This is a genomic window from Methanospirillum lacunae (assembly GCF_003173355.1).
Taxonomy (GTDB): Archaea; Halobacteriota; Methanomicrobia; order Methanomicrobiales; family Methanospirillaceae; genus Methanospirillum; species Methanospirillum lacunae.
Genome location: NZ_QGMY01000007.1, coordinates 372,321 through 392,486 on the forward strand (window position 1 = coordinate 372,321; position 20,166 = coordinate 392,486).

Genomic DNA, 20,166 nt, shown 5'->3' on the forward strand with positions numbered 1-20,166 from the left:
AAAAATATCTCTTTTTTATTGCAGTTATTGAAGTCATCCAAATTTCCTATAGTATTAATGGAACATCCATCTAACCTAGATAGGATAGATAATCAATGACGGAAGAAACATCCGGTTCATCCGGGCTTTTTGATAAATACCTGGCTGAAAACCGCATTTTTAAGGATCGGGAAGTTCTCCGGCATTCATACCGACCCCACATTCTTCCTCATCGTAAACCGCAGATTGATCAGATTGCATCTATACTAGCTCCATCTCTTCAGATGGAAACTCCCTCAAACATTCTGATCTATGGTAAAACTGGGACCGGAAAAACAGCTTCCGTTCGTTATGTAGGGACTGAACTTGAGCAGGTTAGTGCCAGAAGAGGAACCATCTGCCGTGTTGTTCATCTCAACTGTGAGGTTATTGATACTCAGTATCGTGTCCTTGCCCAGATAGCTAAACTCATTCTAGGTGAGGATGATTTCCCAAGTGATCGGCTCAGGACCCATATTCCAATGACCGGGTGGCCAACTGACCAGGTTTATGCTGAATTAAAAAATCAACTTGAAACTGTTGCAGGCGTTTTTATCATTATTCTTGATGAGATAGACAAGCTCGTTAAGAAAAGTGGTGATGACACTCTTTATAATCTAACCAGGATTAACACAGACCTTGCGAGATCCAAAGTATCCATTATTGGTATTTCAAATGATCTTGGATTTAAGACATTTCTTGATCCCAGAGTTCTCTCCTCTTTATCAGAAGAGGAACTAGTTTTCCCACCGTATAATGCAACCCAACTCTGTGATATTCTTCAACAACGTGCTGCCATTGGATTCATTGAAAATGCTCTCGATGAAGAAGTTATTCCACTCTGCTCAGCCCTTGCTGCCCAGGAACACGGTGATGCCCGTCGTGCTCTTGACCTTCTGAGAATATCAGGAGAACTCGCTGATCGGGAAGGTGCACATACAGTTCACGTTGAACACGTGAAAAAAGCTCAGGCAAAGATAGAGACAGATAGTATGGTTGAATGTATCAGAACCTTGCCTACCCAGAGCAAAGTGGTCCTGTACTGCATGCTTCTGCTCCATCGCGCCGGACAAAAAATATTCATATCTGGTGAAATTACCAGGATTTACCGGGAAATTACGCCCTTACTAGATATTGATGTCCTGACTATCCGCAGGATATCAGACCTTATATCAGAACTCAATATGCTTGGAGTCATCAGTACCAGGTTGGTAAACCGGGGAAGGCATGGAAGAACCAAAGAGATGTGGTTCGATACCAACACAGACAAGATCTGGGAGGTTATCATGGAAGAGCAGGACGATCGTCTTGCACAGATTGATGCAGAACTTCTTGTAACCATGCTACGGTGATTTTAATGGACGATAAAGACAGGACACTCCTCTCCCTTTTAGAAGAGGACTGTACAACCCCGGTGCATGACCTTGCGGTCATGCTTGAATGCAGCGATGATGAGATCCTTTCACGCAAAAAAGTGCTTGAAGAAGCAGGTATCATACGAAGATACTCAGCAGTCATCAACTGGGAAGCAGTTGAAGAGGGCCTGGTATTTGCAATCATTGAACTGAAGGTTGCCCCTGAACGTGAACGCGGGTACGATCAGATAGCAGAGCGGATAGCCAGGTTTTCAAACGTCAGAAACCTCCGGCTAAGGACAGGCTCTCACGATCTCGAACTCTTGGTGGCTGGAAAAACCATGCAGGAGATTGCCCGCTTTGTATCAGAACAGATTGCACCCATGGACCGGATCAGGGAAACAGCAACCCACCTTATCATGAAGACCTATAAAGAGAATGGTGTTCTGTACATGGAGCGGGAAGAGGGTAAACGACTTCCCTTTTCGTTTTAGGAGAATTTGATGAGGGATTTTGTTTCAGAGAGGGCCAGGGCTATCCCACCGTCAGGTATCAGGCGTTTTTTCGATCTCGCTGGTAAGATGGAGGATGTAATCTCCCTTGGTGTTGGCGAACCAGATTATACCACTCCATGGCATATCTGCGAAGCAGCGATAACCTCGATAGAGCAGGGTCACACCTCGTATACCTCGAACACCGGTCTTGAGACACTTCGAAGAGATCTATCCTCTTTTCTGAACAACAGATACCAGATCTCGTATGATCCACTCTCCGAGATGATCGTCACCACGGGAGTATCGGAAGCACTTGATATTGCAATCAGAGCAGTAATCGATCCTGGTGACGAGGCGCTTGTGGTTGATCCGATCTATGTCTCATATGGCCCGTGCGTCACCCTCGCAGGTGGTAAACCTGTTCTCATGCCATGTCTTGAAAAGGATCACTTCAGATTGACTCCTGATCTGCTCATGGAGCATATCACACCCAAATCGAAGGTGCTCATCCTGAATTTCCCAAATAATCCGTCCGGTGCGGTGATGAGGAAAGAGGATATCAAAGGCATCGCCGATGTTGCAATTGATCATGACCTCCTCATTCTCTCAGACGAGGTATATGCAGAGCTTACCTATGAGGGGAAGCATTGTGCTGTGGCATCTGTAGATGGACTCTGGGAACGGACTGTCACTCTGTCAGGTTTTTCAAAGGCGTTTGCGATGACCGGATGGAGACTTGGTTATTTCTGTGCGCCTAAGGAGATAACTGCGGCAGCTTTGAAGATTCACCAGTATATCATGTTGTCAGCCCCAACCATGGCTCAGTACGGGGCAATCGAAGCTCTGCGCCACGGGCAGGATCCTATGGAACAGATGGTCAGAGAGTACCATATGCGTCGTAATCTCTTCGTTGATGGGCTTAACAGGATAGGTCTTCCCTGCCACCTTCCTGAAGGGGCATTCTATGCCTTCCCATCAGTGAAACAAACAGGCCTCTCAGATCAGGAATTCGCAGAACGTCTGATTACTGAGGCCGGTGTGGCAGTAGTACCTGGCAGTGTCTTTGGAACTGCCGGTGAAGGACATGTGAGGTGTGCCTACGCAGTCTCACGCAATGATCTCTCTGAAGCAATCGCCCGGATGGGTGAATTCATCCAGAATCTTTGATCTTTTTTCACAGTTTTTTCATTCTCTACAATGAGAGGAGTCTCTGATTTTCAGAAGGGAGAGTATATGTCATATGGTCTCTTATCTATCCGGTTGGATGAGTTGTACCATCATCGTGGGCGGCAACTTTGGTGACGAAGGAAAGGGGAAGATCGTCTCCCACGTCGCTCACAAAGATAAACCTACTATTATTTCTCGTGGAGGTGTCGGGCCAAATGCCGGACATACCGTGATGGTAGGTGAAAAGAAGTTTGGCGTGAGGATGTGCCCGTCAGGATTTGTCTTCCCTGACGCCAGGCTTATGATTGGAACCGGTGTCCTCGTGGATCCCAGGGTTTTTGCCCAGGAGGTAGAGGTCCTTGGTGTTAAAGACAGGATCTTCGTTGATGAGCGGTGTGCCATCATTGATCTCAACCATATCGAGGAAGATAAAAGTAATACCCATCTCGCCAAAAAAGTCGGGTCAACAGGTACCGGCTGCGGTCCTGCAAACAGAGACCGGGCTATGCGGGTGGCAAAACTTGCACGTGATCTTCCTGAGATGAAACCCTACCTGATTGATGTTCCAACAGAGATCAATACCGCCCTTGATGCAGGGGAAAACGTAGTGTTAGAGGGAACTCAGGGTTTTGGAATCTCGCTCTATTACGGATCATACCCATATGTTACTTCCAAGGATACCTCAGCATCCCAGATGGCTGCCGACAATGGGGTAGGTCCAACCAGGATCGATGATGTTATCGTTGTCTTCAAGGCTTTTCCGACCCGGGTAGGAGAAGGCCCCTTCAGCACCGAGATGTCAAGCAACAAAGCCCATGATCTTGGTATCCAGGAATTTGGAACCGTTACCGGACGTGAACGAAGGATTGGGGACTGGGATAGCAAAATGGCACGATATGCATCTATGATCAACGGCTGCACACAGGTTGCAATCACAGGTGTTGACCACATCGACAGCTCATGCTTTGGTGCCACAGATTACTCCCAGCTCTCAAAACCGGTTAAGGAATTTTTGAAACAGGTCGAAGAAGACACCCGTTCTCCGGTGACATTGATATCAACCGGCCCGGAGATGAGCCAGATTATCGATCTCAGGGATGAACTTGTATGAAGCGTGAACTCTATGATATCCTCTGCTGTCCGGTCTGCAAAGGAGATCTTGAACTGGTCGTAAAAGAAGAGAACGATGTTGAGATCCTTACTGGTTCTCTCATCTGCCACGCATGTTCGGTAACATACCCAATAGAGGAGGGAATCCCCAACCTCCTCCCCCAGAATATCTGATTTTTCATGTTTCTTACCCCGCTGGTTTTGATCCTCTCTCTTTTTGTGGATCGGGCTCTCGGGGATCCTCACTCCCGGTTTCATCCGGTTGCAATGATTGGGAGTTTCATCGGTTGGTGGGGTCAGCCCCTACGGTGGAGTCCTGCTCTCCAGCGATCAGCCGGTGTCGTCTTCTGGATTATTACAGTCGTCATCTTCACTGTCCCCTTTTACTTCTTTTCTCTATATGCATCCTGGTTCCTGATGCTTCTTGTAGGCCCGTTTCTACTCAAGATATGCTTTGCCCTCAGATCGCTTGAAGAGCATGCTGCTGCGGTGGCTGCTGCAACGAGTCCTGATGCAGGAAGAGAAAAGGTTCAGATGCTGGTCTCCCGTGATACCAGCGCCCTCACCGACGAGCAGATTCTCTCTGCCGCGTATGAATCAGTTGCAGAGAACCTGAACGACAGCATTATCGCTCCACTTTTTTACTTCATGATATTTGGGCTACCTGGAGCCGCCTTCTACCGGGCTGCGAATACCATGGATGCTATGCTTGGGTATACAGACGAACGGGTCCGCATTGGATGGTTTTCTGCCCGTATGGATGATATCCTTTCATACATCCCGGCCCGAATAACTGGTCTGGTGCTTATTGTCTATTTCTTCTTTAAAAGGAGATTAAGCCCTGCTTTCAGGATCTTGAGGCGGGATCGTAGGCTTCGTCCTGGTTTCAACGGGGGCATTCCTATGTCACTAATTGCAGGAGGAACTGGTGTCATGTTTGAAAAACCCGGAAAGTACCGGATCGGTGATCCCGAGCAGCAACTCAGAGTGGCAGGCCCTGAAATTATCTCAGCAGTCAGGGGATCTACCCTGATCTTCGCAATAGTTGCCTCAACTGCATCAGTTTTATGGAATCTCCTACCCAATATATAAGGAATGAAACTCGAAGAACTTCGGTACGGCACTGAACTGATCAAGCGCGGATTCGCATCCATGCAGAAGGGCGGTGTAATTATGGATGTGGTGAACGCTGAACAGGCCGGGATCGCCGAAGAAGCGGGGGCTGTTGCAGTTATGGCCCTCGAACGGGTTCCGGCAGATATCAGAGCAGCAGGTGGTGTGGCACGTATGTCAGATCCGGGGATGATCAAGGAGATCATCGATAAGGTCTCTATCCCGGTGATGGCAAAGGCAAGGATCGGCCACTTTGTTGAGGCGCAGGTCCTGCAGGCACTCGGGGTAGATATGATAGATGAATCCGAGGTTCTCACCCCTGCTGATGAAGAGTTCCATATCGATAAAAAACAGTTTACAGTTCCCTTTGTGTGTGGTGCCCGCGACCTTGGTGAGGCACTCCGCCGAATCAATGAAGGAGCGGCCATGATAAGGACCAAGGGAGAGGCAGGAACCGGTAATGTTGTCGAGGCTGTACGACACAACCGTACGATCCTTGGAGAGATCCGCAGGCTGAAAGGTCTTGAGGAGACTGAGCTTATCAGGAGGGCTCGCGAACTTGAAGCTCCGGCTGATCTTCTGATTGAGACTGCTAAGCGGCAGCGTCTCCCGGTGGTCAACTTCTCTGCCGGTGGTATCGCCACACCCGCAGATGCTGCGTTGATGATGCAGCTTGGCAGTGATGGTGTCTTTGTGGGATCAGGGATATTTAAATCACAGAATCCGACAAAGATGGCGAAGGCTATTGTGGAAGCAGTCAACCACTTCAATGAGCCTGAAGTGATCGCTGAAGTCTCCCGGGGTCTTGGTGAACCGATGCGGGGGATAGAGGTACACACCCTCCCTCCTGAAGAGAGGCTGGCTTCACGTGGATGGTAAGATCGGTGTTCTTGCCCTTCAGGGCGATGTGAGTGAGCACATTCAGGCATTTGAGCAGGTAGTTCTTGAGCGTGGGCTTGACCTTCCGGTTGTTGAGGTGAGACTTCCTTCTGATATGGAAAACCTGATTGCCCTTGCTATACCAGGTGGAGAGTCCACCACATTTATGCGGCTCATCGATCAGAATGGCATGCGGGAGAAGATCAGGAATTTCTCAGGGGGTATATTTGCGACTTGTGCCGGGATGGTTGTCACTGCCCGCGAGGTAAGAGGCGAATCCAGGTTTGTTCCCCTTGGTATCGTTGATACAGTGGTCAACCGGAATGCCTTTGGCAGGCAACGTGAATCATTTGAGGCTGATATTCCGGTTGTAGGAGTTTCCTCACCGTTTCACGCGGTTTTCATCAGGGCCCCTGTTGTTGAAAAAGCCGGGCCTGGAGTGATACCAATTGCCACTCTCCCACAAGGTATTGTAGGGCTCAAGTCAGGCAAACATGTGGTCCTTGCATTTCATCCAGAAATCGGAGGGGATCTCAGACTTCACCATCTCTTCCTTGATGGGGTCATCCCCACCCCTCACTCTAGCGCGTAACCCCTTCATTTCCACTGGAATATAAAAATAGATCTTTATGGTTCTGTCATCCTCAAAAAGGGCATTCAACCAGAATTACTTTGCCTTTCCCTGATTTTTTACAGCATCCATTGCTGCCTTCACTGCTTCTTCATCACCGAGGTAATAGTGTTTTATTGGTTTTAGATCAGAATCAAGCTCATATACGAGGGGTATTCCGGTTGGCACGTTGAGACCAGTGATCTCATCATCAGAAACCTGGTCAAGGTGTTTGATGAGTGCCCGCAGACTGTTGCCGTGAGCAGCGATGAGTACCCGTTTTCCAGACTTTATCGCTGGTGCAATATCTGCTTCCCAAAGTGGGAGAAACCGTGCAACAGTATCTTTCAGACACTCAGACAGCGGTACCTGTTCAGCGGAGAGTTCTCCATACCTTCTGTCATATCCCGGATTTGTTTCATCACCGGGTGCAAATGCCGGTGGTCTGATATCATAACTGCGACGCCAGATATGGACTTGTTCTTCCCCATATTGTGCTGCTGTTTCTGCCTTGTCTAGACCGGTGAGCGCTCCATAGTGACGTTCGTTGAGGCGCCAGGATCTGACAACTGGTATCCACATAAGATCCATCTCATCCTGGATGGTCCAGAGTGTCCTGATAGCCCGTTTCAGGACTGATGTCCAGGCAATATCAAAGGTGTATCCTTTCTCTTTCAGCAGCTGCCCTGCTGAGTGGGCCTCTTTCAATCCCTGAGGGGAGAGATCGATATCTTTCCAGCCGGTAAACCGGTTTTCCCGGTTCCACAGGCTCTCACCATGACGTATGAGGACCAGTGTGTACATGAAACTCAGAGGGATGTTGGTTTACAAATGGGTTAAAACTCTGGAAAGGTTATATCCGCCCGTCACCAATCTTGACGTATGGGTACTGGTGTCGGATGTGCTGCGGTGGTAGTGCTGGGTCTGCTCCTGGTTATTACCGGATTTGTGACAGGAGCCGTAAACGTCTCGACTGAAGGACTTATCGTGACAGATTCCGGATATCCCGGGGGATCTGTCACGATTATCGAGGTTCTGAAGAACAAAGGTGACAGTTCGTCAGGATCTGAAAAGGTTACGTATTATCTGGTAAACGAGTCAGAGCAGAATGCAACCCCAGTACAGATTGGAACCGCTGATCTCTCTCCGATGTCTGCTGAAGGTGAATACTCGAGTGCGAATACCTATATGCTCCCGATGAACCTTGCAGACGGGGTGTATACATTTGTCCGTGAGGTCATGGGATCAGACAAAAAGACCTCGTCTGGAAAGACCATCAGGATCTCGGATTCAACCCGGCCTTCAGGAAAACCTGCTGACCTTGTGGGTCTTGGAGTAATCACCCCACGTCAGGCCGCTCCCGGCGAGACTATAAGGCTGATTGCAGCGGTGGGTAACAACGGAGGTGCTGATGCAGGACGATTCTCAGTTGATTTTTATCTCACTAACCGGAGTATGAAGTTCTCAGAACCGCTGCTTCTTGGGACCTGGGATATTGAATCAATTCCGGCTGGTGGTCAGGCAACAACAACCAGATCGGTGACCATTCCGACTACAACACCTCCAGGTGAGTATGGAATTCTCATGGATGTAGATCCATCAAGAGCAGTAACTGACAGTAACCCGTCAAATAATGACTGGTACCGGGAAGGGGTGATAAGTATCACCGGACCCACCATTGCGATGGGTCCGTTCCCGAGCGGTATGTTGATCAACACCACTTCATCGGTGATTGTTGTCCCAAATAATACAAGCAGCCAGGCGGTATATTCAAGAGATTAACTTACATTCAACTCAATTTGTTTTATACCGGCTGTGCATTGAGTAGTACATCATCTGAAATCCCGTCTTCCAGTGGAGAAAAATTCCATTCTCCATTCTCTTCGATGATAAGGGCAACAGGCTCGGATGAGAGCCACCAGCTTTCCATTAAGAAATGGATAGAAACCCTGACAAGTGAATAGAAACTTCTTTCTCCGCTTTTGATTGGCGTGGTGAAGAAAAGGTAATGATCAGACACTCGCTTCACCTGATATGAATCCCGGTACCTTGATGTTAAATAAGGGTAGAATTTCAGGGAATAATCTCTGTAATGATTTGATAATCAGCCCTGCAGGGTATTCTATTCTGAGTCCACCGGTAAGATCAGCTTCAAATGTCAATTGATCAAAGACCGGGATTAGGATAGCCGAACAGAAGAACCTACAGACTGGTGCAAGAGCCTGGTAATAACCATATACCAGGCCTGTTGATACCGGATCTCCAGACCCGAATTTGACCGATCCGGTTATTCTCTCTATTCTGATATGGGTCAAAATGAGTGGAATGATTTTTTTTATCAGAGATATGAATGGTATCATTCTTCGAAGATCCTGTTCAGGCTTTTTTTCTTCAGATGATGTGGGTACCTCTTCCTGGACTGCATCACCGCCTGACGGCCTATGCAACGGTATCTGATAGAGTTCAGTTCTTCTGATTTTGAAAATTACCTGTATCCCTTTACTTTCTGGACTTATACAGATGGCCAGAGGCCCCCATCTGATACATGCAGATCCAGCTTTCGTGTCAACTCTCCATACACCTGTGAATGTGATGATAACCGGTGTGCAGTAGATCAGAAGAGTGACACCACCGAAAAAGAAGAGAAGTATTACTATCAGAAAAAAACTGATTATCAGCTCTAACATAGCGCTATGTTGAAGGTTCTGACTCCTGCTGTGAAGGTTTCTCGGCTGTATCCTTCTTTTTGATGAAATCAATCACCTGTGGAACCAGAGTCTCACTGAGTGAGGTAATTACCTGGGCAATTGGATTATTATTTTTGAGTGATACAATCTGAATTCCCTCAACACCGCTGATGGTTTTGTCAGTAATGATAACCGCAACGGGTTCAATACCTCCTCCTGCTCCTCCGGCGCTTGTGTTTCCCTTATCACCAAATCCCCCTCCTGCACCAAACCCGATTCCAAACTTGGTCACCGGGATGATCATCCGGTTGCCGAGATCAATCGCTTCACCCATGACATTTTTTGCATTAATGATCTCATGGAGTTGCCCTGCTGTCTCTTTGAGCATCTCTTCTGTCGTCATATGTATCTGAAGGGGATGCATCGTGAGATTATTAATAGATTCCTGAATCCATGAGGCCATCTAATTATTTCAGCCATTTCCTTTAAATTATTAGTAATTGAAGAATCAATTGGGCTTTAGTAGGATTCATTCTCGTTTGATTTCCTTGAGACAGAATTTTGTTGAAATATAGATTTTCGATATATCGGCGCGATAACTTTGAAGGGTAAATTTTCTCGGATTCAGACAATAAGAACCCATAAATCTACGGATGTGATGAATAATCAGAATGGTTTTGATAGTAAAAATTCGTGTAGATATGACGCCCGTCTCTCATAGCGCAGGGGAAAGGATATAATTGAAGAGATCTATCCGCGTGCCCAGAAATATTAAATCGAACGGTCAAGCCTATTCTGCTGAAAAAAAGCCTGTACTGGGCGTAACCAGGTAATTCTGCATGGGCAGAATTTATAACGAACTATAATGACTTGAGTATGAACTATGTTGATCATCCCTTTTATTTTTGTGATCGCAGTTCTTGCTCTTGGTGTGGCAGCCTTCTTTGTCCGCCAGATCAAGTCTGCTGATAAAGGCAGCGTCAAGATGCAGGAGGTCGCTGCTGCTATCAGTGAAGGTGCACACGCCTTCGTGAAGCGACAGTATACGACTATTGCCATTATTGCAATTATTGTAGCAGCCATAATTTTTGTGGTTTTTACTCTTGTAGGAAAACCAGATCAGGCATGGCACACTGCTGCATCCTTTATTCTGGGTGCGTTTCTGAGTGCTCTTTCCGGAATTATCGGGATGTTCACCTCTGTAAGAACAAACCTGGTATCAGCAGCAGCAGCTGAGAAAAACCCGGCCCGGTCACTTGTTGTGGCACTTCGCGGTGGGGCAGTTTCAGGGCTCACAATCATTGCTCTCTCACTGATTGGTATCTCTGTCATTTTCACCCTCTTTGGTGCAAATCCGGAGGAAACCCCGTTCCTCATCGTAGGGTTCGGGTTTGGTGCATCCTTCATTGCACTCTTCGCCCAGCTTGGTGGTGGAATATACACCAAGGCAGCAGATGTTGGTGCAGATCTCGTTGGTAAGTTTGAAGCAGGAATTCCTGAGGATGACCCACGAAATCCGGCAGTTATTGCTGACCTTGTCGGCGACAACGTTGGTGACTGTGCAGGTCGTGGTGCTGATCTCTTTGAGTCAACATCTGCAGAGAACATCGGTGCAATGATTCTTGGTGTTGCCCTGTTCCCGGTGTTTGGGGTATCAGGAATTCTCTTCCCGCTTATCATCGGAGCGCTTGGTCTTATTGCAACTGTTATTGGTATCTTCTCAGTCACTGAGAAAGATGCCCAGCATGAAGACCCGATGCATGCTCTGAACAAGGGATATTATATTACCGCAATCGTTTCAGCGATATTCTTCTATTTCGCTGTTATGTACCTGCTGAACAATATCTGGTTCTTCTATGCAGGACTGGTAGGGCTGGCCCTTTCCATCGTCTTCCTGAATATTACTCTCTATTACACAGATCACCGCTTCAGACCTGTTCAGGAGATCGCAAAGGCTTCAACCGGTGGACCGGCGATGAATATCATCTCTGGCATGAATGTTGCCTTTGAAACAACTGCATTAGCCTCAATATCTATCGGTCTGGCCCTGATCATCTCATACAGACTAGGTGAGATGTCAGGTGTTCAGTCTGGTGGTCTTTATGGAACTGCTATTGCCACAATGGGTATGCTTGCACCCTGTGCATACATCCTGGCCATGGATACATTCGGCCCCATCGTAGACAATGCCGGCGGTATTGTTGAGATGAGTGAATCCTCAGAAAATGCTCAGCGCAATGTCGCAAAGCTCGACTCTGCAGGAAACACCACCAAGGCTCTGACTAAGGGATACGCAGTCGGCAGTGCAGCCCTCTCTGCATTCCTGCTCTTCAGCGCCTACATGACCGAAGTCTCAACCCTCACCGGTCATGTATTCTCTGTAGTCAACATGGCAAAGGTGGATGTATTTGTTGGTGGGCTCCTTGGTGCTATGCTGGTCTTCCTCTTTGCTTCATTTGCAATCCGCGGTGTATCGCTGACTGCACAGTATGTAATTGAAGAAGTCCGCAGACAGTTTAAAGAGAAGAAGATTCTGGAGGGAATTGACAAGCCGGACTATGCCCGGTGTGTGGATATCACTACCCGCGGTGCCCTCAAGAATATGATTCTCCCAGGCCTGCTGGCAGTTCTCTTCCCAATCTGTATCGGTATCCTCCTCAAGTATGAAGCCATGGCTGCATTCCTGATGGTTGGAACTATCACCGGTCTGCTGATGGCTCTGGTCCTCAATAATGGTGGAGGAGCCTGGGATAACGTGAAGAAGTTCATTGAGAGTGGTGCATATGGTGGAAAAGGAACCGAAGCCCACAAGGCAGCAATCGTTGGAGACACTGTCGGAGATCCATTCAAGGATACCGCCGGTCCTTCACTTCACGTGCTGGTAAAACTGCTTGCAACTACCTCTCTGGTACTAGCAGCACTTTACATCTAATCTTTTTTAAGTTAATTCAGTTCACTATGTGAATCCCGGTCATCTGTGAAAATTGCGAATGAAAACTGTTTTCTTCTCTCTGTCCTAATACTGAAAGAAGTTATATACTTGTAACAAGATGATCAATCACTTCTGATCATAAGACACGTGTATTGACTCAGAACTATGCTTCAGTAATTCTGATTGTTATGGAGAGTGTTCAGTTAAAAACACCGGATCTCGATCCCGCTCCAATGAATACAAAGATAATTCTCCACAATCCTGATCGGTGTACCGGATGCAGACAGTGCATGACTGCATGTTCTTTTAGGAATTTTAATACCTATAACTACGATCTCTCACTGTGCAGGGTGATTCGTGGCCCTGATCATGAATTTGTACGTATTCACTGCCACCACTGTTCAGATCCCATGTGCCTTGCTTCCTGTCCGGTTAGTGCAATATCCAAGGATCATCAGACCGGGATTGTATCAGTTGATAAGATGCGATGCATCGGATGCAAATCATGTACCTGGGCATGTCCGATATCAGTACCACAGATGCAGCGGGGTCTTAAGGCGATGACCAAATGTGATCTCTGTGGTGGAGATCCAAGTTGTATCAAAGTCTGCTCAGCCAAGGCTATACAACTGGTATCCCGTGAAGAGAATCGATGACTTTAGGAGGAGAAAGAAATGAGTGATATTTTTCCCTGGCGTCGTCCGGTTAAAGTTCCTGTTCCAACGACGGTAAAGACACAACTTATCAGACATTTCTCAACCGGCCTTCTCTATCCCATTAATGAAGAGATCATGGAGTATAGACGGAAATCAGGGCTCAGCCCGATTCCGCCCACGGCTCATGGGTACCCTGAAGCTGTTCAGGATATCCAGACCCTGATCAAGGCCATGAAGGTTGATAAAAAGATCGGACTTGATCTCGACACCATGGAGTACCAGTACTAAATGGCAGACTATCAGGAATCATCACAAGGCAACAAACCTGCTGGAAAATCCAGATATTCGTTTTTCTTAGGGTGTGTCATGCCTGTTAAGATGCCATGGGCTGAGTCTGCTATCATGCAGACATTGCCAAAACTTGGTATTGATCTAGAATACCTGAAAAAGGCAACCTGCTGTCCGAGAGCCGGGGTATGGATATCTGTTGATGAACGGGTCTGGCTTACATTGGCGTCGTACAACCTTCTCCAGGCAGAAGGTGATGGTCGTGATGTCATGGCCTCATGTAATGGCTGTTATGTCACCCTGTATGAGGCAAACAAGCTCCTCAAAGAGAACCCTGAGAAGTTAAAAGAGACAAATGAGTACCTGGCAAAAACCAATAATCATTATAATGCTTCCATCAGGGTTAGGCATCTTCTTGAAGTCCTGTATGAGGAAGTAGGGGTTGACCGAATCAGCCGTGAGACAAAAAAGGTTCCAATCAGGGTTGCCCTTCATCCTGGCTGTCACATGCGGATTTTTGAGGATGGGCGGCTGGTCAGGTATTTTACCGAGCTTACCACTTCTCTTGTTAATGAAGTAGTCTCGTATGAAGAGGAGCAGATGTGCTGTGGTCTGCAGGCAAATCTTGCAGACAGGAAATTTGCAACATATGAACGTGCAAAAAGGAAGTTTGACGGGATAAAAGCACTTAATGTGGACGCTCTTGTGATTGTATGTTCTGGGTGCTATGACCAGTTTGAACGGGCGGTCCAGATTCTAAAAAAGGAGATCGATTATGATTTTGATCTCCCTATCATCCATCTTGCCGAACTCCTTGCACTCTCGATGGGTATCGGTCCTGATACGTTTGGAATGAAGTACCTGAGGACAGCACCGGTTGACTCGATCATCGCAAAATGGGAGAATGATAGAAGATGAAACCATACTTCATCGTCTCGATGATAATCCTTGTGATTAGCGTCATTGGGGCGATATTTCTCCCTGAACAGAATGGCTCACCAATACTTCTCTTCCTGTTTGTAGAGTTGGCTTCGCTAGTCTCGTTTTATGTTTTCTTCTCTGTGATAATCCCGACCCTCATTCCCGAGTACAGGAATGTGGATGAGAATTTCAACTGTGGTGCAAGTGAGATCTACCTCAACCAGGACGAGATCTATACGTTAGAATCGCCATTTGGGAGCGTGCGTGATGAGTGAGAAAAAGCCATCACTCGAGGTCACTGAGATAGGGTCAGAACAGGTCAGCAGTGAAGTGTCTGTGTTTCTAGACAAAGGGGCACGGATGATGTATGCCTCTGCAGTTGATATGGGTGTTCCAGGGATCAGGATTGATTATTACTTCACATTTGATGATGAAATTCCAAGTCGGAATCTTGCTCTCCGGACATATATCAACAGGAAAAAGCCGATCTTAGAGTCAGTAACACCACTCACCCCTCTTGCAGACTGGGCAGAGAGGGAGATGATTGAGTTTCTGGGTGTCCAAGTGAAGAATCACCCGGATCCAAGACATCTCTGGCTTCCCCTCAACTGGGATGATATGTATACCAGTACCCATCACCAGGAGGATACACAGAGTGAGAGAGTAAATACAAGCCCTATTGCTCATCCGCCTTCTGATAATATTCTGACCAAACATCTCTCAGTAGTGCCGTACGGGCCGTATCATCCTGCTTTGATAGAGAGTAATTACCTGAAGATGTCAGTTGAGGATGAGGTCGTCAAGGATGCAGATCTGAAACTCGGCTTTAATCATCGTAGTGTCATCAAACTTATGGAGAGACGTGATTATTACAAAGACCTCTTCCTGGCTGAGCGGATCTGTGGGTTTTGTAATGTTCATCACTCTCTCACCTTTGCCCAGTGTGTAGAGGATATTGGGGATATCACAGTTCCCAAAAAAGCCAGATATGTCCGGACACTTCTTGGTGAGATGGAGCGGATGAAAAGTCACATCCTGGCAATCGGTCTCATGGGCGATCTGACCGGGTTTCGGACTATGTTAATGCATGCCATAAGAATCCGTGAAGATATCCTTGACAGCCTTGAGATCATGTCAGGCCAGCGGATTAGTCATGGTATTATCACCCATGGGGGAATCAGAAACGATGTGACCCCGGTCCATACCGATGTAATCCTCTCAAAACTTCAGAATCTTAAGAAAGAAGTCCCTGAATACTTTGAGCAGTGTCTTGCCAATGACGTATTCACAGGAAGGCTTCATAAAACCGGCGTTCTTACCCCGGATGTAGCCAGAAAATCCGGTGCCGTTGGTCCCATTGCAAGAGGGAGTGGCCTTAACGTGGATATCAGGAAGAACCTCCCCTATGCAGCGTATGAGGAGGTAGATTGGGATATTGTTACTGAAAATGGGGGAGACTGTTATGCACGGATGCAGGTGAGAATGAGGGAAGTCCTCATGTCCCTTCATATCTGCGAGCAGTGCTGCGATGTAATACGATCAGCCCCATCTGAGCTTGTCACACAGGTGAATGAACTGCCCTGTGGTGAAGGATTTTCAAGAACTGAACCACCTAGGGGAGAGCTCCTCTATCATGTAGCTTCAAACGGAACAAACACTCCTGACTTTGTCCGGCTGCGGGTTCCCACCTTTCCAAATGTCAGGATCATGCTGAACCTGATCAAGGGAAGTGTCATTGGTGATGTTCCGGTAATCATCGGCAGTGTCGATCCCTGTTTTTCATGTACTGACCGGGTAACAACGGTAAATACAGTAAAACCTCCAGTGCAGGGTGGTAAAGGATCATGACGGAGTTATTCTGGATAAATCCATTCATAGCTCTTTTTATCGGCATTCTCATCTCATTTTTGTTCAGAAAAATCAATGCTCGGATACAGTCACGAAGAGGTCCGGTGATCAGGGTTCCCCCGGCCTGGCGTGACATCAACAGGACAAAGATCTTTCAGCCGCTCTATGATATTCTCAAACTCTTTTCAAAAGACACATTTATTCCGGAAAAAGCGAGCTTACTGTTCATCATAGGGCCGGTTATGGCTCTTGTCTGTGCAGTGCTGGCAACATTATTCGTCCCTATTGCCGGGATCTCGTTTGACTACTCATTTGGCCTGGTTGTTCTGATTTACCTGCTCATGGGTGAGATTCTCTGTGTTATTGTTGGAGGAATCACCAGTGGTTCCCTGTTTGCGGTAATTGGAGGTGTCAGGGAGATAGAACTGATGCTTACAAATGAGATTCCGTTTATTCTTGGGACATTTGCTCTTGCCATATCATACGACTCCCTGTCAGTGAATGACATGATGGGTTTCAATCTAATAACCAACCCATTCGCAGCAGTAGTTGTGTTTCTTTCAATCCTCGTGAAACTGCACATAAAACCGTTTGACATTTCAGATGCAGAATCAGAGATTGTGAGCGGTCTCACTACTGAATACAGCGGGAAATTACTTGGTACAATCGAGATCACAAAGCAGATGATGGCCTTTGTTCTGGTCGCACTTTTTGCTGATCTTTTCCTTTGGGTTCCATCATCAGGGTTAGGTGCCTGGGTGGTTTTCTTTGTAGGTGTTGGATTTACCTCTGTCATGATCGCTATGGTTCATTCCCTGTTTGGAAGGTTCAGGATTGATCAGGCTACCTGGTGGCTGCTCAGGGTCCCGCTGGTTCTGTCAGTTATTGCAGTATTCTGGGCAGCAGCCTGGAGGTATGTACTATGAAACTTTCCACTAAAATACAGGCTTTTAGCGGGCTGGTCTCAAATCTGTTTCATAAACCGGTCACTGTCCGTGAGTCATTCGGTTTTATTGCCTACCTTTCCAGAGGGCTTCCCCGCCGTGATGTAATTAGATGTACAGGATGCGGGGCATGTAACGAACGGTGCTCAAGCGGGGCAACAAGCATCACTGACCATGAAGGCATGAGGACTGTATCCATCGATAGTCTCAGATGTATCTTTTGTGCACGATGTGCAGATATCTGTCCAGAAGGTGCGTTAGATCTGTATTTTGGAACTGTACATCATGATAAGGATATGAGTGGAGCAGCAGGGACCATTGAGCATGCTGCCACTTCTGATATGAGCAGACAGTGCCTGCATGATCATGATCTTGACCTGTCTGCATCTGTTCAATATGCAAAAGCTATTAGTCTTTCTCATAAACTGGAGGATAAGAGTGTCACGGTTGACACGCTTCTTCCCCTCCAAAAGTGCAGGTTCTGCGGTGAGGAGATGCCTGTTACTGAAAAGTTTTTACAGGTGATGGCAGAACGGATGCTCACCCATCTGAAACCTGAAACAGCCGAGGTTGTCAGAAAGGATCTTGAGTTGTATCTGACTGCATGCATTTCATGCCGGCAGAAACTCAGTGTAAAATGGAACACTCATCCGAGGAAGTTTATATGAGTCTTTCAGGCACCTTTCTCAAGAAATCCCCCTGGGTGTATCATGCACATGCCGGGGGATGCAATGGGTGTGACCTTGAGATACTGGCTAGTTTTGCCCCCCGGTATGACCTTGAGCGTCTTGGGATAAAACTGGTTGCATCTCCGAGGTTTGCAGATATTCTGCTTGTTACCGGTCCCGTTCCTCTTCACACAAAACCGTTTTTAGAGAGGATCTATGCCCAGACTCCAACACCCAAAAAAGTGGTTGCCATGGGTGCCTGCGGTTGTTCAGGTGGGGTATTTGTTGATAATGAGAATTACTCTATCGCAGGTCCTGTGGAGAAGATTATCCCTGTTGATGTGAGGATTCCGGGATGTCCGCCAAAACCGGAAGCAATTGTGGATGGGATCCTGAAAGCGATGAGGATGTTCTGACATGGAAGGAAAGAGATGTTAGATTATTATGCCCTAGTCCCAGTTCTGCTCCCGATCCTCGGGGGTATTATTCTCTATCTGCTACTTGGATTCTCTGAGAGAATTCAGCGGAGTTTTATCGTATGCTTCATGGCTCTTCTCTTTGTGATGAATCTTCTCTACCTCATCGCATTGCAAAGCGGGAGGATTGATCCAGCGGCAGTGGGTCCAATAGTGCTAGATGCTCCCGGGATATTCATCTCAACTCTGGTGGCATTCCTTGGAACGATGGTTCTTGTTTATTCATTCCTGTATCGCAAAAACAATCACTTTGACTCAACATTTTTCATCCTTTACTTTGTTCTTGCAGGAATGATGTGTGGTATGGCATGCACCTACAATGTGCTGGTGATGCTGGTACTTCTTGAGGCTGCGACCGTCACGAGTGCAGTTCTCATCCTGTTTGGTAGGACAAAGCGTGCGATCAGGGCTACCTACATCTACCTCGCAATTAGTATCTTCGAGGTTATCCTTGTCATCTACGGGGCATTCATTCTGTTCAGCAGTACCGGAACACTGGACCTCAGGTTCATGGATATCTCCTTATTATCGTCAGATGATATCACTCTCCTTGCACTCCTGTTTCTTTTTGGGTTTGGAACCAAAGCAGGACTGCTCCCCTTGGGAAGTATCTGGCTTCCCCCTGCCCATGCTGATGCTCCAGCAGCGATCAGTGCAACGATGTCCGGCATACTCATCAAAGCAAGCGTTGTTGCCATGGTCAAGGTGATGTACCCCTTCTTCCTGATTTCTAACGGTGAGATGCTGATGTTCATTGTTACCTTCTTTGGGACTCTGAACATGGTTCTCGGAGGCGTTATGGCACTCTTCTCCTACCACATCAAGCGTCTTCTCGCATGGAGCAGTATCAGCCAGATTGGGTACATTATTGTAGGATTTGGGCTCGCGACCCCTGTTGCAATATATGGATCACTGTTTCACATCCTCAACCACATGCTCTTCAAAGGCAGTCTCTTCCTGATCTCAGGTGTACTCCTGTATCAGGTGCATACTCTCCAGATCAAAAAGATGGGCGGGCTTGGAAAAGCCATGCCTCTGACTGCCATATCATTTCTTATAGCATCGCTAGCCATGTCCGGAGTGCCGTTTCTGAATGGTTTCATCAGCAAGGAGCTTATATATGATGGGTCCATAGATGCAGGATTCCCTGTTGTTTTCTCGCTGTTGGGTCTTCATTTCACTATCATCAGCATATTTGGCTGGATTACCAGTGTCGTGATCTTTGTCACACTGATGCGGGCGTTTTACCTGATATTCCTGGGAACACCCCGTGAATCGGAGAGGGAACTGAATGATCCACCGCTCTACATGATTATTCCGATTGTAACCATGGTAGGGCTATGCATTATCATTGGTCTGTTTCCCGATCTGGTTTCAGGTACCCTGCAGTACATTACACAGGTTCTCTTTGAGATGAGAGGGTAGTGAGACCCCTCAATCATGATTTTTCTATGATTCAATCACCGGATTTTTATTCAGTTCTTACTTCCCGGATTGGTGGTATTGATCCAGAGCAGATCGTTTTTGTCGGGTTAGGGAACCGAATGTTAGGGGATGATGGAATTGGCCCTGCTCTTCTTGATCATCTGAAAAAATATCTGCCCCATACTGTTGATGCAGGGGTTACACTTGAGGAGTATACCGGTGTAATCAGGCGCCTGAATCCTTCTGTCATTGTAATTTTGGATGCTGCTGACTTTGGTGCTGAACCAGGCCAGATAAAGATAATTATGGCTGAAGAGGTATCGCTGGTCAGAATAGGTACTCACAAGATTTCACTTGATATCATCATGGAATATTTGAGTTCAGAGACTGGAGCAGAGATCTTTATTCTGGGGATTCAGCCTGAGCATATTTCATATTCATCCAATCTTTCTCCATCGGTTGACAGGGCGGCCCGGGAGTGTGCTGAAGTAATTATCTCTCTTTTGTGTGGGAAGAATGGTTGTGAAAACCACAGTTCGGGTTTTATTCCCTCTTTTGATTAACCCAGACAGGGC

Annotated in this window: 24 protein-coding genes; 20 read left to right on the plus strand and 4 right to left on the minus strand. The window is 47.0% G+C overall.

Going from position 1 to position 20,166, the window contains the following annotated elements; all coding sequences use genetic code 11:
• Positions 1-95 precede the first annotated feature (95 nt).
• The 8 genes from DK846_RS09770 to pdxT all read left to right on the plus strand — a co-directional run bounded on the left by DK846_RS09770 (position 96) and on the right by pdxT (position 6,728).
• Positions 96-1,370, plus strand: a complete 1,275-nt coding sequence (locus DK846_RS09770) for an ORC1-type DNA replication protein (protein ID WP_109968745.1) — start codon at positions 96-98, stop codon at positions 1,368-1,370.
• Positions 1,371-1,375: 5 nt separating this feature from the next.
• On the plus strand, positions 1,376-1,867 hold the full coding sequence (locus DK846_RS09775) for an Lrp/AsnC family transcriptional regulator (RefSeq protein ID WP_109968746.1): 492 nt from the start codon (positions 1,376-1,378) through the stop codon (positions 1,865-1,867).
• Positions 1,868-1,876: 9 nt separating this feature from the next.
• Positions 1,877-3,034, plus strand: coding sequence for an aminotransferase class I/II-fold pyridoxal phosphate-dependent enzyme (locus DK846_RS09780; RefSeq protein ID WP_109968747.1), 1,158 nt, complete (start codon positions 1,877-1,879; stop codon positions 3,032-3,034).
• Positions 3,035-3,131: 97 nt separating this feature from the next.
• Positions 3,132-4,145 carry an adenylosuccinate synthetase gene (locus DK846_RS09785; protein WP_109968748.1) on the plus strand — a complete coding sequence of 338 codons (1,014 nt, stop codon included), beginning with the start codon at positions 3,132-3,134 and terminating at the stop codon, positions 4,143-4,145.
• A complete protein-coding gene (locus tag DK846_RS09790; RefSeq protein WP_109968749.1) occupies positions 4,142-4,318 on the plus strand; it encodes a methytransferase partner Trm112 in 177 nt (58 codons plus the stop codon). Before DK846_RS09785 ends, DK846_RS09790 begins: the two co-directional genes overlap by 4 nt.
• Positions 4,319-4,324: 6 nt before the next feature.
• Positions 4,325-5,236, plus strand: coding sequence for an adenosylcobinamide-phosphate synthase CbiB (gene cbiB / locus DK846_RS09795; protein ID WP_109968750.1), 912 nt, complete (start codon positions 4,325-4,327; stop codon positions 5,234-5,236).
• Between the two features lie 3 nt (positions 5,237-5,239).
• Positions 5,240-6,136, plus strand: coding sequence for a pyridoxal 5'-phosphate synthase lyase subunit PdxS (pdxS, locus tag DK846_RS09800; protein ID WP_109968751.1), 897 nt, complete (start codon positions 5,240-5,242; stop codon positions 6,134-6,136).
• The gene (gene pdxT / locus DK846_RS09805) at positions 6,126-6,728 is read left to right on the plus strand and encodes a pyridoxal 5'-phosphate synthase glutaminase subunit PdxT (RefSeq protein WP_109968752.1); all 603 of its coding nucleotides are present in this window, start codon (positions 6,126-6,128) and stop codon (positions 6,726-6,728) included. Before pdxS ends, pdxT begins: the two co-directional genes overlap by 11 nt.
• Before the next feature lie 75 nt (positions 6,729-6,803).
• Here the strand turns inward: pdxT and gpmA are convergent, their stop codons facing one another.
• Positions 6,804-7,550, minus strand: a complete 747-nt coding sequence (gene gpmA / locus DK846_RS09810; protein WP_109968753.1) for a 2,3-diphosphoglycerate-dependent phosphoglycerate mutase — start codon at positions 7,548-7,550, stop codon at positions 6,804-6,806.
• 78 nt (positions 7,551-7,628) lie between these two features.
• Here gpmA and DK846_RS09815 point away from each other — a divergent pair, with 78 nt between their 5' ends.
• Positions 7,629-8,528: a CARDB domain-containing protein gene (locus tag DK846_RS09815; RefSeq protein WP_109968754.1), complete on the plus strand. Its 900-nt coding sequence runs from the start codon at positions 7,629-7,631 to the stop codon at positions 8,526-8,528.
• 22 nt (positions 8,529-8,550) lie between these two features.
• On the opposite strand, the gene DK846_RS09820 is transcribed toward DK846_RS09815, so the two are convergent.
• Genes DK846_RS09820 through DK846_RS09830 form a run of 3 tightly spaced genes read right to left on the minus strand, consistent with a single transcriptional unit; the run spans position 8,551 to position 9,836 of the window.
• On the minus strand, positions 8,551-8,766 hold the full coding sequence (locus tag DK846_RS09820; RefSeq protein WP_109968755.1) for a hypothetical protein: 216 nt from the start codon (positions 8,764-8,766) through the stop codon (positions 8,551-8,553).
• Positions 8,759-9,433: a hypothetical protein gene (locus tag DK846_RS09825; protein WP_109968756.1), complete on the minus strand. Its 675-nt coding sequence runs from the start codon at positions 9,431-9,433 to the stop codon at positions 8,759-8,761. Before DK846_RS09825 ends, DK846_RS09820 begins: the two co-directional genes overlap by 8 nt.
• 4 nt (positions 9,434-9,437) lie before the next feature.
• Positions 9,438-9,836, minus strand: coding sequence for a GerW family sporulation protein (locus DK846_RS09830; protein ID WP_109968836.1), 399 nt, complete (start codon positions 9,834-9,836; stop codon positions 9,438-9,440).
• A gap of 480 nt (positions 9,837-10,316) precedes the next feature.
• Between DK846_RS09830 and DK846_RS09835 the strand changes: the two genes are divergently transcribed.
• The 11 genes from DK846_RS09835 to DK846_RS09885 all read left to right on the plus strand — a co-directional run bounded on the left by DK846_RS09835 (position 10,317) and on the right by DK846_RS09885 (position 20,154).
• Positions 10,317-12,365: a sodium-translocating pyrophosphatase gene (locus tag DK846_RS09835; RefSeq protein WP_109968757.1), complete on the plus strand. Its 2,049-nt coding sequence runs from the start codon at positions 10,317-10,319 to the stop codon at positions 12,363-12,365.
• A 188-nt stretch (positions 12,366-12,553) separates the two neighbouring features.
• Complete coding sequence (locus tag DK846_RS09840) at positions 12,554-13,021, plus strand: 4Fe-4S dicluster domain-containing protein (RefSeq protein WP_219970682.1); 468 nt, start codon at positions 12,554-12,556, stop codon at positions 13,019-13,021.
• 18 nt (positions 13,022-13,039) lie between these two features.
• The gene (locus DK846_RS09845; RefSeq protein WP_109968758.1) at positions 13,040-13,309 is read left to right on the plus strand and encodes a hdrC-like protein; all 270 of its coding nucleotides are present in this window, start codon (positions 13,040-13,042) and stop codon (positions 13,307-13,309) included.
• A complete protein-coding gene (locus DK846_RS09850) occupies positions 13,310-14,227 on the plus strand; it encodes a CoB--CoM heterodisulfide reductase iron-sulfur subunit B family protein (RefSeq protein WP_109968759.1) in 918 nt (305 codons plus the stop codon).
• On the plus strand, positions 14,224-14,505 hold the full coding sequence (locus DK846_RS09855; RefSeq protein WP_109968760.1) for a hypothetical protein: 282 nt from the start codon (positions 14,224-14,226) through the stop codon (positions 14,503-14,505). Before DK846_RS09850 ends, DK846_RS09855 begins: the two co-directional genes overlap by 4 nt.
• Complete coding sequence (locus DK846_RS09860; protein WP_219970684.1) at positions 14,498-16,078, plus strand: NADH-quinone oxidoreductase subunit D-related protein; 1,581 nt, start codon at positions 14,498-14,500, stop codon at positions 16,076-16,078. Before DK846_RS09855 ends, DK846_RS09860 begins: the two co-directional genes overlap by 8 nt.
• A complete protein-coding gene (locus DK846_RS09865) occupies positions 16,075-17,004 on the plus strand; it encodes a respiratory chain complex I subunit 1 family protein (protein ID WP_109968761.1) in 930 nt (309 codons plus the stop codon). The genes DK846_RS09860 and DK846_RS09865 overlap by 4 nt, the downstream gene beginning before the upstream one ends.
• Positions 17,001-17,690 (plus strand): NADH-quinone oxidoreductase subunit I, encoded by a 690-nt coding sequence (locus tag DK846_RS09870; RefSeq protein WP_109968762.1) that lies wholly within the window; start codon positions 17,001-17,003, stop codon positions 17,688-17,690. Before DK846_RS09865 ends, DK846_RS09870 begins: the two co-directional genes overlap by 4 nt.
• The gene (locus DK846_RS09875; protein ID WP_109968763.1) at positions 17,687-18,106 is read left to right on the plus strand and encodes an NADH-quinone oxidoreductase subunit B family protein; all 420 of its coding nucleotides are present in this window, start codon (positions 17,687-17,689) and stop codon (positions 18,104-18,106) included. The genes DK846_RS09870 and DK846_RS09875 overlap by 4 nt, the downstream gene beginning before the upstream one ends.
• A gap of 15 nt (positions 18,107-18,121) precedes the next feature.
• Entirely contained in the window at positions 18,122-19,591 is a 1,470-nt protein-coding gene (locus DK846_RS09880; protein ID WP_109968764.1) for a complex I subunit 5 family protein, read from the plus strand.
• 26 nt (positions 19,592-19,617) lie between these two features.
• Positions 19,618-20,154 (plus strand): hydrogenase 3 maturation endopeptidase HyCI, encoded by a 537-nt coding sequence (locus DK846_RS09885; RefSeq protein ID WP_146201196.1) that lies wholly within the window; start codon positions 19,618-19,620, stop codon positions 20,152-20,154.
• The last annotated feature ends 12 nt before the right edge of the window (positions 20,155-20,166 follow it).